The following is a 15128-nucleotide window of genomic DNA, read 5'->3' as shown; positions in this document are numbered from 1 at the left end:
CGCATTCTCATGGGGAGTTCAGGAATGCCTTACCAGACCACAGCATCCATTTTGACCCTGGGCACCGCCGCCCGCCGCCGCGCCTTTGTCGCGCTGCTGGCCATGGCCCCGGTGTTGCCGGGCATGGCCCAGGCCGACAGCGGCAGCCAGAGCCAGGCGCGGGACTACCAGATTGCCGCCGGCAATCTCGATCAGGTCCTGAATCGTTTCGCCAGTGCCGCGGGGATTCTCCTGTCGGTGGATGCGAGCATGACTGCCGGCAAGCACAGTGCCGGCCTGCATGGGCGTTACGAGGTCGCACAGGGCCTGCAGACGTTGCTGGCCGGCAGTGGTTTGCAGGCGGTGCAGACCGGTGCCAGCTGGGGCCTGCAACCCTTGGCCGAGAACGGCGCGCTGCAGCTGGCGCCAACCCGGATCGGCGCCACGCAGATGACCGAGGATGCCTGGGGCGCGGTACCGGGAATCGTCGCCAAGCGCAGTGCCACAGGGAGCAAGACCGACTCGGCACTGGTGGAGATTCCGCAGACCATCAACGTGATCGGCGCCAAGGAGATCAAGGCTCGCGGCGCTCATAGCGTGACCGAAGCGCTGCTCTACACCCCGGGCATGACCGGTGGTGGCTTTTCCGACCGGGTGAAGATTTTCGACGAGCCGACCTCCCGTGGTTTTTCCCCGACGCCGATGTACCTCGATGGCCTGCACTTGCCCTATGGCGGCGGCAGTACCGGCGGTGCCCTGCAGATCGAGCCCTATGCCCTGGAGCGCATCGAAGTGCTCAAGGGGCCGGCTTCGGTGCTCTACGGGCAGAACCAGCCGGGCGGCATCGTCAACATGGTCAGCAAGCGGCCCACCGAAACCCCGCTGCACCAGCTGGTGCTGGAAGCCGGCAGCTATGACCACAAGAGCATCGCCCTGGACCTGGGTGGCCCGCTGGATGAACAGGGGCAGTTCCTCTATCGCCTGACCGGGCTGGCCAGCGACAGCCAGGACGCCATCGATTACGTCCAGCAGCAGCGGCAGTTCATCGCCCCGAGCCTGACCTGGCGGCCCGATGACGACACCCAGCTGACGCTGTTCGCCCAGTACCAGAAGGACAACGACGTGCCCGAGGCCCAGGGCCTGCCCAGCGTGGGCACGGTGTTCGCCAACCCCAATGGCAAGATCGACCGCGACCTGTTTCTCGGCGAGCCCGGGGTCAATGCCTACGACCGCGACCAGTTCGTCCTCGGCTACGAGTTCTCCCATCGCCTGAACGATGTCTGGACCCTGAAGCAGAACGCCCGCTACGCCGACGTCGATGACCGCTACCGCGCGCCGCTGCACGGCTACAGGTTCGTCACCAATCCCAGGACCGGCCTCAACGATCAGCGCTACATGACCCGCTACGGTGTGGATTGGAAGCAGCACAACAAGGTTTACGGTGTGGATAGCATCGCCCAGGCCGAGTTCAACACCGGACCCTTCAGCCACACCTTGGTGACGGGGCTGGACTATTACCACTTCAACTCGAAGTTCCATGGCAAGTACGACTTCAACCCGCCGATTCTCGACATGTTCACCCCGACTTACGGCCAGTCGCTGAATTTCGGCAATCCTTACCAGTGGGACAACACCATCATCCAGACCGGCCTGTATGTGCAGGATCAGATCAAGTACGAGAAGTGGGTGCTGGTTCTGGGCGGTCGCAACGATTGGGCGGAAACCGATAACAAGACGCCGCTCAACGGTGGTCATACCAATGCCAAGAGCCAGTCCTTCACCGGGCGCGGCGGGCTGGTGTACTTGTTCGACAACGGGCTGGCGCCCTTTGTCAGCTATTCGGAATCCTTCCTGCCGTTGAGTGGCACCAGTCGCCAGGGCGGCGCTTTCGAGCCGTCCAGCGGCAAGCAGTACGAAGTGGGGGTGAAATACCAGCCGCCGGGCCAGGAGAGCTTCGTCCAGGTATCGGCCTACCAACTGGACCAGGAAAACATCCTGACCTCCGACCTGGCCAACCCCGGGTTCAGCGTCCAGAGTGGCGCGGTGCGCTCCCGGGGGATCGAGCTGGAAGCCAAGGCCAGCCTCAGCGAATCGCTGGACGTGATTGCCTCGGCGTCGCGCAACGACATCAAGTACACCAAGGACAACGACGGGCGCGAAGGGCGTCATCCGGCAGGGATGCCGCCGTTGACCGCGTCGCTGTGGCTCAACTACACGATCCTCGGCGACACGCCGCTGGCGGGCCTGGGCGCAGGCGTCGGCACCCGCTACGTCAAGGGCAGCTATGGCACCGATTACGACGGCGCCTTCCAGATCCCGTCCTACACCGTGTACGACGCCAGCCTGTCCTACGACCTGGAGAAATCGCCGTTGCAATGGAAGGGCGTGAAGCTGGCACTGAACGTGAAGAACCTCACCGACAAGACCTACGTCGCCAATTGCACCACCATCTGGGACTGCTATTACGGCGAAGGCCGGACCATGGTGTCGAGTTTGACCTATGACTGGTAAGGGGAGCGGATTCACCAGTAGTCCGGTTTGATCGCGGGCGCCTTGTGGGTCGTGACTCGCTCGGGGAACTGGTGTTTTTGCAGTTCTTCGGCGGTGATGACCCGGCGCATCCAATGGGCCAGTGCTTTCAGTGAGCCGGGTTGCGGACGTTGGTACTCGGGCCTGTGAGGCAGGATGACGCCGAGGGTCAACTCGGCGACTGGCGGGGTTCTCGATCTGCACGATATGGATCAGCAGCCTGGGCAGATCGAGCCATTTGAATCGAGTGTCAGCTAGTAACCCGTAAAACAGGTTGTAGCCGTCGACGAAGAATGCCGTGCGCACTATTCCATTCCCTGGAAACGAAAAAACCGGCCGGAGCCGGTTTTTTCACCCCAACGGCCAGTGAACTTAATCTCTGCGTACGGGGTTGAGTAGTGAGCCCGATCCTATTGCCTGCTTTCGTCGTGGTCAATCCTTGTCCGACGAGAGTGTGGGTCGATCCATGGCTGTGCTGAACATCAACTCCCCGTGAACCGTTTTGCATGAGCAGGCTTTCAGGATCAAGGTTGTCGACGCGTACTACTGTGAACGCGTGTTACGCCGTAGTTGAGGCTCGATTTGAGGATTCTGCAAAAACACCACATACCCCTTGAACCAGGCACTGTCACGCAGCGCCTGGGGCTCTTGCCAGTCACCGCCCTGGATCAGACCGACCTTGTAAGGCAGGCCCATGCGATCCAGGCGCGGCAGGTAGGCTGCGTAGTTGGGAATGCTATGGCGACCCTGGTAGGTCTGCACCACTACTTCATCCACTATGCCCTTGAGCTGGCCGATGGCTTGCGGGTCGGCGTTGCTGCCCCAGTCCATCAGGCCGGTGATGCTCAGGCGGTAGTGCGCCGGCAGGCGCTGGCGCAGGTCGCGCAGGAAACTCACGTAGCGTTCGAGGTCGCGGGTGCTGCTGTCGAAATCGATCTGGATGCCCATTACCGCAGTGCCCGTGGCATGCCAGCGGTGCACCTGGCCAAGCAACTGGCGATACAGCGACTCCGGCCAGGCCAGGGTGTGGGCGCGGTAGACCACCCAGACCTGTTCCTGGGGCAGCTGCGACACCGGCAGGCCCTGGGCGATGAGCTCGACACCGCGCCCGGGATGGCGCCGCGAGCGACTGATCTGCCCCTGGAGGATGTACAGGGTCTTGGCCTGGGCCAGCACTGGCTGGGTCTTGACCCCGCTCCACAGCCAGAAGGCGTCGTAGTGCGCCGCGTCAACGGTGGCGCCTGCCGGTACTGCCCAGTACAGGCACAGTGACAGCAGGCAGCAGGCCAGGCGTTTTGGATTCACCAGTAGTAACGCAGCGACTGGCCCCATTGGGTGTCCCCCAACTTGCCCTTGAGCTGGCGGAACCAGGCCTTGCGCACGGCCGGTTCGACACCGGCGCCGCCACAACGGTTGTTGCCGGAGGAGGCGTAGCAGTAGATCGCCCGGTACAAGGCATAGGCGCGTTCGTCACGGCTGGCCTTGGGGTTGTTGATTACCACCTGATAACCATCGAGTCGCGAGAAGGGCTTGCCTGGGAAGTTGTCTTGGGTGCCGCCCAGGGATTGGGCGTTGGGCGGTGTATCCAGGGGCATCTGGTCGAAGTTGTTCAGGCGCATGAACTCTCCGAGGCAGAGCAGGCCGGCCGGGCTTTTCGGGTCCTGTTGCAGGGCCGCGGCGCTGTCCTTGATGCTCGGGCAGGCATAGCTGCTCTCTTCGCCACTGTCAGGCTTGCCGTACCACTGGAATACCGCCAGTGAGGGGCCATAGTCGAAGAGGTAGCCCAGGCCGCGGCTGAGGGTTTCTTCGGGCAGGGGGCTGGGTTGTTGCTTGAAGTCTTCGCCAAAGGCTGCGTACTGGCCGCGGGTCAGGTCCTTGTACAGCAGCACGAACCAGGCGGTGTTGCGCTCGGTGGCAGAGTCGGCCTGCCGTGCCTGCTGGCGCAGCAGCTTGGGCGAGGCCACCTGGCGCAGGAGAATGTCGCGGACCTGGGTGGTCTTGATCGGTGAGTCGGCGGCAAACACCTTGGCCAGTTGGCCGCTGCGTTCGTAGTTGAAGGCCAGGGCCAGTTCCAGCTGTTCCCGTTGCAGGGGTTGCTTGGCCAGGGGCAGCAGTTGCAGCCACAGCGCTTCGGCGCCTTTCCAGTCCTGTTGGGCCTGCAGGGCCAGGCCGCGCAGGGTCTGCTGGCTGAAGCTCAGGTAGTCCAGTTGCGTCGGCAACTGGGTCGGCAGTTGTTTGAGCGCCGCGGCCGGTTGCTGCTCCACATACAGGCTGAAGGCCGCCAGCAGATAGTCGAACAATGCCGGTTGTCCTTCGAACAGGGCCTTCTGCTGTTGCAGGGCTTCGCGGGTCAATGCCGGAGGCGTCTCAGCGCGCATGCGCATCAGGTCCCTGACCGCCAGCAGCAGCGGGGCCTGGAAGTTGTCGCCGGGAATGCTCAGCAGTTTGTAGTCGACCTCTTCCACCACGTCTTCCAGGCGCATGTTGCGTGGCGTACCCGGAGCCTGGGTCAATTGCTGGGCATAGTCGTCGGCCAGCGCCTGGTAATCCCCCGCCAGCCAGTGCACCCGCCGGATCAGGCCCTTGGCGGACACGGCGTAACGTCCCTGTGGATAAGTTTTCAGGTAGGCCTCGAAACCGCTTCCGGCCTGTTGCAGGACGGCTTTGTCCACATGCTCCAGGCTGACCATGCTCCATTCATCGAAGGCGTTCTGTTGGGCCAGGTTGAGCGTGGTGCGCGGGCCCATGTAGGCCGCAGTTTCGGCCAGCCAGGGCTGGGCATTGTCCTTGAGGGCGGCAAAACCGTTGCCGGCTTCGCTGAAACGGCCACTATAGAAGTCGGCGGCAGCCTGCAGGTAGCGGGCGAACGCCTTGGCCTCTGCCGAGTTCAGGTTGCCCGGCAGCAGCCTGTTCATTTCGCTGGCGTTCCAGTCGCAGCTGGCCAGCAGTTGCACCCGGGCCTCGGCCAGGGCCTGGCGCTCCTCGTCGCTGAGTTGCGTCTTGTTGAGCTGTTCGACAAACGCCAGGGCGCTGGCGTCCGAGTTGCTGCGACAGCGGCTGCCCTCTCCGGACAAAAAAGCGTCGCCGGCGGTGTCCTTGCTATCGCGCCTCAGGCCCAGGGCCTGCAATAGGTTGTCGAGCTGCTCGGTGGCGGGTGCCGGAGTGGCCTTGGACTCGCTACTGGTATCGGGATCTGCCGGGCGCAGGCGATAGGCCGGGAAGGGCACGGGGCCAAAACCCAGGCCCAGGTCATCCTGGGTCAAGGCCCGGGGAGTCAAAGGCAGACTGCCCTGGTCGGCCAGCAGCAGGCGCAGGTTGACCCGGCTGTCGTTGCCCGGGCTGAGAAAAGGCAGGTTGCTGCAGGCATCCAGCTGGTTGGAGTAGAGCTTCCAGCTCGGGAAGCACATGTCATCGGAGCTGGCCTGGGCCAGGGCGGCAAACAAGGTGCCCAGGGCCAGGGTCAATGATGGAAGAAGACCGATACGCATGAATTGTCCTTAATTCGCAAAGCCGCGAGGGAGCACCTTGAAGATGGGCGAATCATACAGAAGGCGCTAGAGGCGCACCTATGCAGTCAGCGAAGATTCCGATGTTTTGCAACGGCTGTCGGGCCTTTGCGGTTTTCCAGGCAAAAGAAGATGCTGTGTCGGTCATTGCAGCCACGTCATGCGGGTGAGGGGAGCAGGGAATGGAATTTCGCAAAGCGCCGGATCTGGTCGGGCGTTTGTCGGAGCAGGCGCACGTGCAGCAGGGCGCAGGGTGGCAGCGGCTGGCTCGTCGGGTGCTGGAGTATGGGTTGCTGCCGATCTTGCTGCTGGCCGCCGGCGTCCGCTTCTATGACCTGACTGCGGCAGCCATCTGGGGCGACGAAGGCTCCAGTCTGTTGCTCAGTCAGTATTCCCTGGTGGAGATCTGGTGGCATGCCGCTCACGATGTCCACCCACCACTGTATTTCATGCTGCTGCATGGCTGGATCGAATTGTTCGGCGACGGCATTTTGTCGGTGCGGATGTTCAGCGCCGTGCCGGGGATTGTCACAGTGGGACTGGGTGTCTGGCTGGTGGCACTGCTGGCTGGCCGACGAGCGGCGATTATCGCCGGGGTGCTCCTGGCGTTGCTGCCCACCGCCGTGCGCTACAGCCAGGAAGTGCGCATGTATGCCCTGCTGGGCATGTTGCTGCTGGGGGCGACCCTGGCCCTGGCGTACTGGGTGCGCCAACCCCGGCGCTGGCGCTACCTGCTGATCTACAGCCTGTTGCTGGCGCTGGCGTTCTACACCCATTACTTCACGGTGCTCTGTGTTCTGGCCCATTGGCTGTACCTGGCGTTATCGGGAGCCCGAGCCGAGGACGGTCGGCGTTTGCTCGGTCGGCCGGTCTGGTGGCTGGCCAATGCCTGCGTCGTGGTGCTGTATCTGCCCTGGGTTCCCGAACTGCTGGAACTGCTGCGGCACCTGGACGAGTTGAAGGCCGGTGGCGATGTCGGTTGGGAGCCTGCGGTGACCTGGTCGTCCCTGCCGGCGATGACCTGGCAGCTGTTGCTCCAGGACGAAGGCGACAGCCTGCCCTGGCCGCTGTTCGTGGGGTTGCCGCTGCTGATGCTGCTGGTCTGCCTGGTGCCGGTGTGGCGTGACCACTCGCGAACCAGGCTGGGCGGGCTGCTGACGAGTTTTACCCTGTTGCCGCTGTTGCTGGTGTTTGCGGTGTCGTTCATTTCCCCGGTGTTCATCGAACGCTACCTGACCGCCTATGCCCTGGGCCTGCCGTTGATCGTGGCGATGGTCATCGACCGCTGGCTGCGAACGGCTCGACTGCTGGCCCTGGCCCTGTTGCTGGTCTTCGTGGGGATCGAAGCCCAGGGGCTGCGAAACAACACCGATGTCGACGTCAACGACCAGATCAGCGTGATGGTGGATTACGTCAACACCCACTACGCCCCGGGCGACCGCATCGTCATCAGCGACATGCTCTGGTACTTGAGCTACGTCTACTACAACCGTACCGACGCCCAGCCGTTGCTGTATACGCCGCCGTTGCCGGGGGGCGCCTCCGGCAGGCCGAACGCCTATGGTTTCGGCACCCTGATCGACCAACCGGATGAGGTCTACCTGGATCAACTGGGCTCGTTGCCAGTGGGCAGCGGCCGGGTCTGGCTGGTGGGTACCGACGATCAACCCGAGGAGTTCGCGCCGTTGCCGGCCGGCTGGCACAAAGTCACCGAGTTCGCCGCTGGCAGCACCCGGGCCCGGCTGTTTGTCATGTGCGCCTCTGTGGCAACGCCTTGCAGCTCGCCCAGAGCGAATTGAATGCCGTTCGGAAGTTGCGCGGTGCGGCAACCCTGGCCCGACCTAGACTCATTTGAGGGAACGTCAACCTGTCGCCTCGAATCGGTTTCGGGGCACCGAGGTGCATCATGCGTATGGCAAGAACCGTGCAACGCAGCCTGGAGCTGGCGCATTGCGAATTTGATCTGGTGACTCACCCTCACTCGGCCAGCAGCCTGGAGACCGCACGCGTGGCGGGGGTTCCCGCGGAGCGGGTGGCCAAGTCGGTGATTCTCGACGATCACCACGGCCACTACCTGATGGCGGTATTGCCCGCCAGCCGTCATCTGGATTTGAGCAAGGTCCGCGGCAGCGGTGAGTGGCAGATCACCCGGGAAAGCACCCTGGCCCATCTGTTCAACGACTGCGAGCGCGGCGCGGTGCCGGCCCTTGGCGAATCCTATGGCCTGGATGTTGTCATCGACCCTTGGCTGACCCGGCAGAAAGACATCTATCTGGAGGCCGGTAATCACCACAACCTGGTGCACATGAGCATGGCTCAGTACCTGAAAATGGTGCCCCACGCTCAGGTTTGCGAAGTTTCTCACTGATCAGGAGCCAGACCATGGAATCACCGACCCACAATCTGCCGGCGCTGTTCAAGCAGCTGGGGCTGGCCGATGACCCGGTGAGCATCGATCGATTCATCGCTACCCATTCCCCGCTGAAACCGGAGTTGCACCTGGCGGACGCGTTCTTCTGGAGCAAGAGCCAGGCCGACTTTCTGCGCGATGAACTGCTCGACGATGCCGATTGGGCGGAGGTGGTGGATCAGTTGGATGTGTTGTTGCGCAGGGGGCGAGGGGGCTAGCTCGGCGGTGGCCATTGGCGAGAAGAGACCCAAAGACGATGTTCATTCGAGCCTCGATGCCCGGGCGCGCCTGGCAGCGAACTCGGCTTCTATTGCTTCATGGCTGGGCCCGTGCTGAGCCTCCATAGAGGCTCGGGCGAGCTGAGCTTTCTGCTGCAAAAAAGCTTCGTACTCCCTGGATTCGTGCTGCTTCTGGACGAAATCGCGCATCATTTCGCGAATGATCTGCGAGGCCGGACGGTGACAGGCTTGTGCTTGCGCCATGAACTGATCCCGCAGTTCAGTTTCGAGTTTCATGGTTAAAGACGGCGTGCTTGGGCATGAGCGATCTCCGCAAAAAGTCATGAAAAAACAGATACCTTTTCAGTATCCGTTTTGGTTAGGGGCGGATCAGCAAAACGCTTGGCCTGGGTAATTGTTACAAAACTTGACTGGATTTAGCCGTGGATGCCATATTGATAGTTAGCAAACTAACAGTGTGCGAACAGTCTTGTGTCCAACTCCCTTGAATCACTCCACATGAACATCAGCAGTGGCATGGTGGTCGCGTCCCGGCATTGGCGGCGGATCTGCCAGACCACCCTGGTCAACTTTGGAATCTCCGAAGCCTGCGCGGTGCCCCTGCTGATGATCGGGCGCCTGGGCGAGGGCGTGCGCCAGGTCACGGTGGCCCAGGCCGCGGGGATGGAAAGCCCATCCCTGGTGCGTTTGCTGGATCAACTGTGCAGCGCCGGCTACGTGTGCCGCAGTGAAGACCCCCACGACCGCCGAGCCAAATGCCTGAGCCTGACCGACACCGGCCGCGAGCTGGTGCAAGCCGTGGAGAGCGAGTTGGTGCGCCTGCGCCATGAAGTCCTCGAAGGCATCAGCGCCAGCGACCTGGAAGCGGCACTGCGGGTGATTCGCGCCTTCGAGTCCGCCAGCCATGTTCCGGTGCTGTCATCTTGAAAGGCTTTTTCACTGGCATGCCCCCCGCGCGCGACTGGTTCTACGGCGTGCGCACCTTCGCTGCTTCGATGATCGCTCTGTACATCGCCATGCTGATGCAGATGCCGCGTCCCTATTGGGCCATGGCCACGGTGTACATCGTCTCCAGCCCCTTTGTCGGCCCCACCAGTTCCAAGGCCTTGTACCGGGCGATCGGTACCTTTCTCGGCGCGGCGGCTGCGGTGCTGCTGGTGCCGATGTTCGTGCAGAGCCCCTATCTGCTGGTGGTGATCATCGCCCTGTGGACCGGGATCCTGTTGTTCCTGTCCATGCACCTGCGCACCGCCAACAACTACGCCCTGATGCTGGCCGGCTACACCCTGCCGCTGATTGCCCTGCCGGTGGTGGACAACCCCTTGGCGGTGTGGGATGTGGCCGAGGCACGAACCGAGGAAATCTTCCTCGGCATCATTTGCGCTGCGGTCATTGGCAGCATGTTCTGGCCCCGGCGGCTGGCCCCGGTGTTCGTCGATTCCGCCGGCAAGTGGTTCGCCGATGCCGCGGTCTACAGCCAGCGCTTCCTGGCGCGCAATGTGCAGCCTGAAGAAGTCAGCGCCCTGCGCACATCGATGGTGGGCACCTTCAACACCCTGGAGTTGATGATCGGCCAGTTGCCCCACGAAGGCGCCCGGCCGCAGACGGTGCGCAACACCAAGGAACTGCGCGGGCGGATGATCAACCTGCTGCCGGTGGTGGATGCTCTGGACGATGCTCTGTACGCCCTGGAACGGCGTACCCCGGAACTGGTTGCGCAGTTCGCCCCCTTGCTGGCCAAGGCCGAGGAATGGCTGCAAGGCACCGCCCGGGATGCCTCAGTGGAACGCTGGCAAGCTCTGCGCGATGAGCTTGAAACCCTGCAACCAAGCCCTGAAGCCCTGGATGACCGGCGCCAGCTGCTGCTGTCCAACGCCCTGTATCGCCTCGGCGAGTGGATCGATCTGTGGCAAGACTGCCGCAGCCTGCAGCACGCCATCCAGAGCGAAAGTCAGGCTCCCTGGCGCGCGGTCTACCGGCATTGGCGCCTGGGCCGGCTGACGCCGTTTCTTGACCGCGGGCTGATGCTGTATTCGGCGGGCTCGACGGTGCTCGCGATCATCGTCGCCTCGGTGCTGTGGATCCTCCTTGGCTGGACCGACGGCGGCAGCGCGGTGATCCTGGCGGCGGTGGCCTGCAGCTTCTTCGCCTCCATGGACGACCCCGCGCCGCAGATCTACCGGTTCTTTTTCTGGACCGCGATGTCGGTGCTGTTCGCCAGCCTCTACCTGTTCCTGATCCTGCCCAACCTGCACGACTTCCCGATGCTGGTGCTGGCCTTTGCCGTGCCCTTCATCTGTGTGGGCACCCTGACGGTACAGCCGCGGTTCTACCTGGGTATGCTCCTGACCATCGTCAACACCTCGTCCTTCATCAGCATCCAGGGCGCCTACGACGCGGACTTTCTGAGCTTCGCCAACTCCAACCTGGCCGGGCCCATGGGCCTGCTCTTTGCCTTTGTCTGGACCCTGATTGCCCGGCCGTTCGGCTCGGAACTGGCGGCCAAGCGCCTGACCCGCTTCAGTTGGCGCGACATTGTCAGCCTCTCCGAGCCGGCAACCCTGGCCGAGCACCGGCACATGGGGGCGCAGATGCTCGACCGGCTGATGCAGCACCTGCCGCGCCTGGCCATGACCGGCCAGGACACCGGTGCCGCCCTGCGGGAGTTGCGTGTTGCGCTCAATGTCCTGGACCTGCAGGCCTATGCGCCGCGGGTGCAGGGGCTGGCTCAGTCCCTGCTGCGCCAGGTGGTGGCCGAGGTCGGCGAATACTTCAAGGCCTGCCTCAAGGCCGGCGAACGCCTGCCCGCCCCCAGTGCGTTGTTGATGACCCTGGACCGCACCCGGCGTGCGCTCAACAGCCAGGGCCTGCAAGGCGACGACGAAACCCGCCTGCACCTGCTGCACGCCCTCAGTGGCCTGCGCCTGGCGCTGCTGCCGGGGGTGGAATTCGTCGCCACCAGCGAGCTTGAAGAACCCCTTCCCCATGGCATCGATGGAGCGCCCCTATGATCGGTGATCTGGATATCAGCGGGGTGTTCCTGCCCACGCTGCTGGTGCTGATGGGCATCACTTATGGCTTGTACCTGTTGGTGCACGGGGTGCTGACGCGCTTGCACTTTTATCGTCTGGTCTGGCACCGGGCGCTGTTCAACGTGGGTCTCTACGCTCTGCTACTGGGCGCCGTGGACTCTCTCAGTCGATACCTGATGACATGAAAAAACCTTTATTGACCATTGGCCGTGTGGTCCTGACGTTACTGGTGGTGACCTTCGCGGTCGTGGTGGTCTGGCGCATGGTGATGTACTACATGTTCGCGCCCTGGACCCGGGATGGGCATATCCGTGCCGACATCGTGCAGATCGCACCAGACGTGTCCGGACTGATCCAGTTGGTGGAAGTGCGCGACAACCAGTTGGTCAAGCGCGGCCAGGTGTTGTTCAGCATCGATCAGGACCGTTTCAAGCTGGCCCTGCGCCAGGCCAAGGCCGCCCTGGCCGACCGTCAGGAAACCCTGGCCCAGGCCCAGCGCGAAGCCAAGCGCAACCGTGGCCTGGGCAATCTGGTGCCGCGCGAGCAACTGGAAGAGAGCCAGTCCCGCGAAGCCCGTGCCCAGTCGGCCCTGGCCGAGGCCCAGGTGGCGGTGGACAGCGCCCAGCTCAACCTCGACCGTTCGGTGGTACGCAGCCCGGTGGACGGCTACGTCAACGACCGCGCACCGCGGACCCAGGAGTTCGTTACCGCCGGTCGCCCGGTGCTCTCGGTGGTGGACAGCAACTCCTTCCATATCGATGGCTATTTCGAAGAGACCAAGCTCGACGGCATCCATGTCGGTCAGGCCGTGGACATCCGCGTGATCGGTGACCGCGCGCGGCTGCGCGGGCATGTGGAAAGCATCGTCGCCGGGATCGAGGACCGCGATCGCAGCAGCGGCTCCAATCTGCTGCCCAACGTCAACCCGGCCTTTAGCTGGGTGCGGCTGGCCCAGCGGATTCCGGTGCGCATCGCTTTCGATGAGGTGCCGGCGGACTTCCGCATGATCGCCGGGCGCACCGCCACGGTGTCGATCCTCGACGACCAGGCCAAGCGGGAGCCCGGGCAATGAACAGCGGCGCACGTTTGGCCCTGGCCGGGCTCGGCCTGCTGCTCTCGGCCTGTCAGATGGTCGGGCCGGATTACCGCCTGCCCAAGGACGCGGCGCTGCAACGCCAGGATCTGCAGGGCGAATTGACCGCCAAAGGTGCCAATGTGGTGTCGGCGCCGGTGCCTGTAGACTGGTGGCGCCTGTATCAGGACCCGCGCCTGGACCAGTTGGTGCAGCAGGCACTGGCCTCCAACACCGATTTGCGGGTGGCGGCGGCCAACCTGGCCCGTGCCCGTGCCCAAGTGGATGAGGCCCAGGCCGCCGGTGGCTGGAGCGGCGGGGTCAAGGCCGGGGTCGAGCGTCTGCAGGAGTCCGGCGAAGCCTTCCTGCTGCCGGAAAAAGTACCGGTGGCCAACGTCGGCAACCTGTCCATCAGCACCTCTTATCAATTCGACCTGTTCGGCACCTTGCAACGGGGCATCGAGGCAGCCAAGGCCAATGCCGATGCCACCCAGGCGGCGGCAGATACGGCGCGTATCACCTTGGTGGCAGACGTGGTACGCGCCTATACCCAGGTCTGCGCGGCCAACGAAGAGCGGGAAATCGCCGAACACTCCCTGAGCCTGCAAGCCCAGAGCACCGAGCTCACCCAGCGCTTGCGCGATGCCGGGCGCGGTGACGAAACCCAGGTCACCCGATCCCAGACCCAGTTCAAGTCCCTGCGCGCCGAACTGCCGCGTTATGAAGCCGCGCGCCAGTCGGGGCTGTTCCGCCTGTCGATGCTGCTGGCCAAACCGGTGGAGCAACTGCCCGCCGGCACCGCCCGTTGCGCCGAGCTGCCCCATATCGCCCAGTTGCTGCCGGTGGGCGACGGCGCGGCACTGCTCAAGCGTCGTCCCGATGTACGCCAGGCCGAGCGCCGGCTGGCCGCCGCCACCGCAGAAATCGGCGTCGCCACCGGAGCTCTTTATCCCGATATCAGCATCGGTGCCACGGTTGGCACCGTGGGCATTCTCGACAACCTCGGCAAGCCTTCCACCAACCGCTGGGGCTTCGGCCCGCTGATCAGCTGGACCGTACCGGCCAACGGCGCCCGTGAACGCATTCATGAGGCCGAAGCGGCGAGCCAGGGCGCCCTGGCCCATTTCGACGGGGTGGTGCTCAACGCCATTCGTGAAACCCAGACCGGCCTGGCCCAGTACAGTGCCCAGCTGCAACGCCGCGATGCCCTGGCGGATGCCGAGCAGTCGGCGCAACTGGCGGCGGACCAGACTCACCGTTTTTTCCAGGCCGGACGCGCTTCCTTCCTCGCCGATCTGCAAGCCACCCGTACCTACACCGATATGCGCGCGCAGCTGGCGGCGGCCAATACTCAGGTGGCGATGAGCCAGATCGATCTGTTCCTGGCCCTGGGCGGCGGTTGGGAAAGCGGACGAACGCAAGGCTCGCAACCCGCGAAACCCTGAGGCCGTTGCTATGCTTTGATCAGTTGGAAACGTCCTGCGTGCAATGGGCTTTCCAGCCGATCAAAGCATGTGATGGTCATGGGGATTCCAATAATGAAAAACCCTTATGCTCCGGGCTTCTGGTGTGCGCTCTGTGCACTGGTGCTGCTGTCTGCCACCTACTTCTACGGCATCATGCTGGCCCATCAGATCGACAAGGCCATGGTGTTCCTCGACAGCGCCAGCGCGCTGATCGCGGTGATGGCCATCGGCGTGGTGGCCTGGGCCTCGTTGCAGAGTCAGAAAATCAAGAAAAGACAGCTCGAACAGAGCAAGACCCTGGTGATGATCTGGGACACCAAGGTGGCTCTGCGCCGGGTTGAAACCGTGTTCGACCGTTACTTCTGGGGGAGCTACTGGCAGCCGGGGCGGACCTTCGCCGAAGTCATGGGCGAACTCACCGGCACCCCTCTGGAAAAGAGCCTGGAAGCCCTGAAAAAGCAGTGCATCCTGCTGGACAAACAGGCCGATGACGGGCGCCATTGGCTGAACAATGCCCGGGAACTGTCGGATGTCGCCACCGCCATGGCGCGGGAGCGTTACCAGCTGGATTTCTGTGATCCCCGTGGCGAGTCCCGTGGCAACAGCCCGGTGATTGACCGGGATTTCGAAGTGCTGGTCTACACCTGGAGCGCCCGTCTCAAGAGCTTCGACCATCAGCTCGATGCCCTGGAAGTCGAATACTCCTGAAACCTGCCTCCCGGCCCTGTAGCCGCTGCCGGTCAGCGGCTGCAGGCCCCGCGTCCCCGCGCTCCACGGTTTTTCACATTCAAAGATTGGGCTCGCGCTAGCCGCCAGTGGTAATCTGCGCCGGTTTTACGCGGAGTCGAGCCGCAACCCGTCATGGGTTCAGGGAAGACGACCACACCTTCAAACA

Annotated in this window: 12 protein-coding genes and 2 pseudogenes; 10 read left to right on the top strand and 4 right to left on the bottom strand. The window is 63.4% G+C overall.

Annotated features, from left to right (window positions below; translation table 11 throughout):
• Nucleotides 1–24: 24 nt before the first annotated feature.
• Nucleotides 25–2490 carry a TonB-dependent siderophore receptor gene (locus FW796_RS16725; RefSeq protein WP_404938010.1) on the top strand — a complete coding sequence of 822 codons (2466 nt, stop codon included), beginning with the start codon at nt 25–27 and terminating at the stop codon, nt 2488–2490.
• A gap of 11 nt (nt 2491–2501) precedes the next feature.
• On the opposite strand, the pseudogene FW796_RS16720 reads toward FW796_RS16725, so the two are convergent.
• The 3 genes and pseudogenes from FW796_RS16720 to FW796_RS16710 form a co-directional block, all read right to left on the bottom strand.
• Nucleotides 2502–2814, bottom strand: a pseudogene (locus tag FW796_RS16720) (hypothetical protein).
• 237 nt (nt 2815–3051) lie between these two features.
• Entirely contained in the window at nt 3052–3840 is a 789-nt protein-coding gene (locus FW796_RS16715; protein ID WP_404938011.1) for a DUF3142 domain-containing protein, read from the bottom strand.
• On the bottom strand, nt 3810–5996 hold the full coding sequence (locus tag FW796_RS16710) for an outer membrane assembly lipoprotein YfiO (protein WP_346634020.1): 2187 nt from the start codon (nt 5994–5996) through the stop codon (nt 3810–3812). Before FW796_RS16710 ends, FW796_RS16715 begins: the two co-directional genes overlap by 31 nt.
• Before the next feature lie 200 nt (nt 5997–6196).
• Between FW796_RS16710 and FW796_RS16705 the strand changes: the two genes are divergently transcribed.
• From FW796_RS16705 to FW796_RS16695, 3 genes are all read left to right on the top strand, one after another.
• A complete protein-coding gene (locus FW796_RS16705; RefSeq protein ID WP_346634021.1) occupies nt 6197–7813 on the top strand; it encodes a glycosyltransferase family 39 protein in 1617 nt (538 codons plus the stop codon).
• A gap of 107 nt (nt 7814–7920) precedes the next feature.
• Complete coding sequence (locus tag FW796_RS16700) at nt 7921–8382, top strand: aminoacyl-tRNA deacylase (protein WP_346634022.1); 462 nt, start codon at nt 7921–7923, stop codon at nt 8380–8382.
• Between the two features lie 14 nt (nt 8383–8396).
• Nucleotides 8397–8642, top strand: coding sequence for a DUF2789 domain-containing protein (locus FW796_RS16695; RefSeq protein ID WP_123725423.1), 246 nt, complete (start codon nt 8397–8399; stop codon nt 8640–8642).
• Nucleotides 8643–8684: 42 nt separating this feature from the next.
• Here the strand turns inward: FW796_RS16695 and FW796_RS16690 are convergent.
• Nucleotides 8685–8964: pseudogene (locus FW796_RS16690) on the bottom strand (antitoxin of toxin-antitoxin stability system).
• Nucleotides 8965–9161: 197 nt separating this feature from the next.
• Between FW796_RS16690 and FW796_RS16685 the strand changes: the two are divergent.
• From FW796_RS16685 to FW796_RS16660, 6 genes are all read left to right on the top strand, one after another.
• Nucleotides 9162–9590: a MarR family winged helix-turn-helix transcriptional regulator gene (locus FW796_RS16685; protein WP_346634024.1), complete on the top strand. Its 429-nt coding sequence runs from the start codon at nt 9162–9164 to the stop codon at nt 9588–9590.
• Complete coding sequence (locus tag FW796_RS16680) at nt 9587–11674, top strand: FUSC family protein (RefSeq protein ID WP_446439592.1); 2088 nt, start codon at nt 9587–9589, stop codon at nt 11672–11674. The genes FW796_RS16685 and FW796_RS16680 overlap by 4 nt, the downstream gene beginning before the upstream one ends.
• Entirely contained in the window at nt 11671–11880 is a 210-nt protein-coding gene (locus FW796_RS16675) for a DUF1656 domain-containing protein (RefSeq protein ID WP_011058538.1), read from the top strand. The genes FW796_RS16680 and FW796_RS16675 overlap by 4 nt, the downstream gene beginning before the upstream one ends.
• A complete protein-coding gene (locus FW796_RS16670) occupies nt 11877–12767 on the top strand; it encodes an HlyD family secretion protein (RefSeq protein WP_346634026.1) in 891 nt (296 codons plus the stop codon). The genes FW796_RS16675 and FW796_RS16670 overlap by 4 nt, the downstream gene beginning before the upstream one ends.
• Nucleotides 12764–14212: an efflux transporter outer membrane subunit gene (locus FW796_RS16665; RefSeq protein WP_346634027.1), complete on the top strand. Its 1449-nt coding sequence runs from the start codon at nt 12764–12766 to the stop codon at nt 14210–14212. Before FW796_RS16670 ends, FW796_RS16665 begins: the two co-directional genes overlap by 4 nt.
• Nucleotides 14213–14305: 93 nt before the next feature.
• Nucleotides 14306–14941, top strand: a complete 636-nt coding sequence (locus FW796_RS16660) for an NADH:ubiquinone oxidoreductase subunit N (RefSeq protein ID WP_346634028.1) — start codon at nt 14306–14308, stop codon at nt 14939–14941.
• Nucleotides 14942–15128: the final 187 nt, after the last annotated feature.

The sequence above is a fragment of the Pseudomonas sp. 910_21 genome (assembly GCF_052850735.1).
The sequence above is the reverse complement of the archived record's forward strand: the minus strand, read 5'-3'. Positions and strand labels throughout refer to the sequence as shown.

Excerpts from the sequence above, each read along its gene's own strand:
- FW796_RS16725 (WP_404938010.1), top strand. The coding sequence starts at position 25 with ATGCCTTACCAGACCACAGCATCCATTTTGACCCTGGGCACCGCCGCC.
- FW796_RS16715 (WP_404938011.1), bottom strand. The coding sequence starts at position 3,840 with ATGGGGCCAGTCGCTGCGTTACTACTGGTGAATCCAAAACGCCTGGCC.
- FW796_RS16710 (WP_346634020.1), bottom strand. The coding sequence starts at position 5,996 with ATGCGTATCGGTCTTCTTCCATCATTGACCCTGGCCCTGGGCACCTTG.
- FW796_RS16705 (WP_346634021.1), top strand. The coding sequence starts at position 6,197 with ATGGAATTTCGCAAAGCGCCGGATCTGGTCGGGCGTTTGTCGGAGCAG.
- FW796_RS16700 (WP_346634022.1), top strand. The coding sequence starts at position 7,921 with ATGCGTATGGCAAGAACCGTGCAACGCAGCCTGGAGCTGGCGCATTGC.
- FW796_RS16695 (WP_123725423.1), top strand. The coding sequence starts at position 8,397 with ATGGAATCACCGACCCACAATCTGCCGGCGCTGTTCAAGCAGCTGGGG.
- FW796_RS16685 (WP_346634024.1), top strand. The coding sequence starts at position 9,162 with ATGAACATCAGCAGTGGCATGGTGGTCGCGTCCCGGCATTGGCGGCGG.
- FW796_RS16675 (WP_011058538.1), top strand. The coding sequence starts at position 11,671 with ATGATCGGTGATCTGGATATCAGCGGGGTGTTCCTGCCCACGCTGCTG.
- FW796_RS16670 (WP_346634026.1), top strand. The coding sequence starts at position 11,877 with ATGAAAAAACCTTTATTGACCATTGGCCGTGTGGTCCTGACGTTACTG.
- FW796_RS16665 (WP_346634027.1), top strand. The coding sequence starts at position 12,764 with ATGAACAGCGGCGCACGTTTGGCCCTGGCCGGGCTCGGCCTGCTGCTC.
- FW796_RS16660 (WP_346634028.1), top strand. The coding sequence starts at position 14,306 with ATGAAAAACCCTTATGCTCCGGGCTTCTGGTGTGCGCTCTGTGCACTG.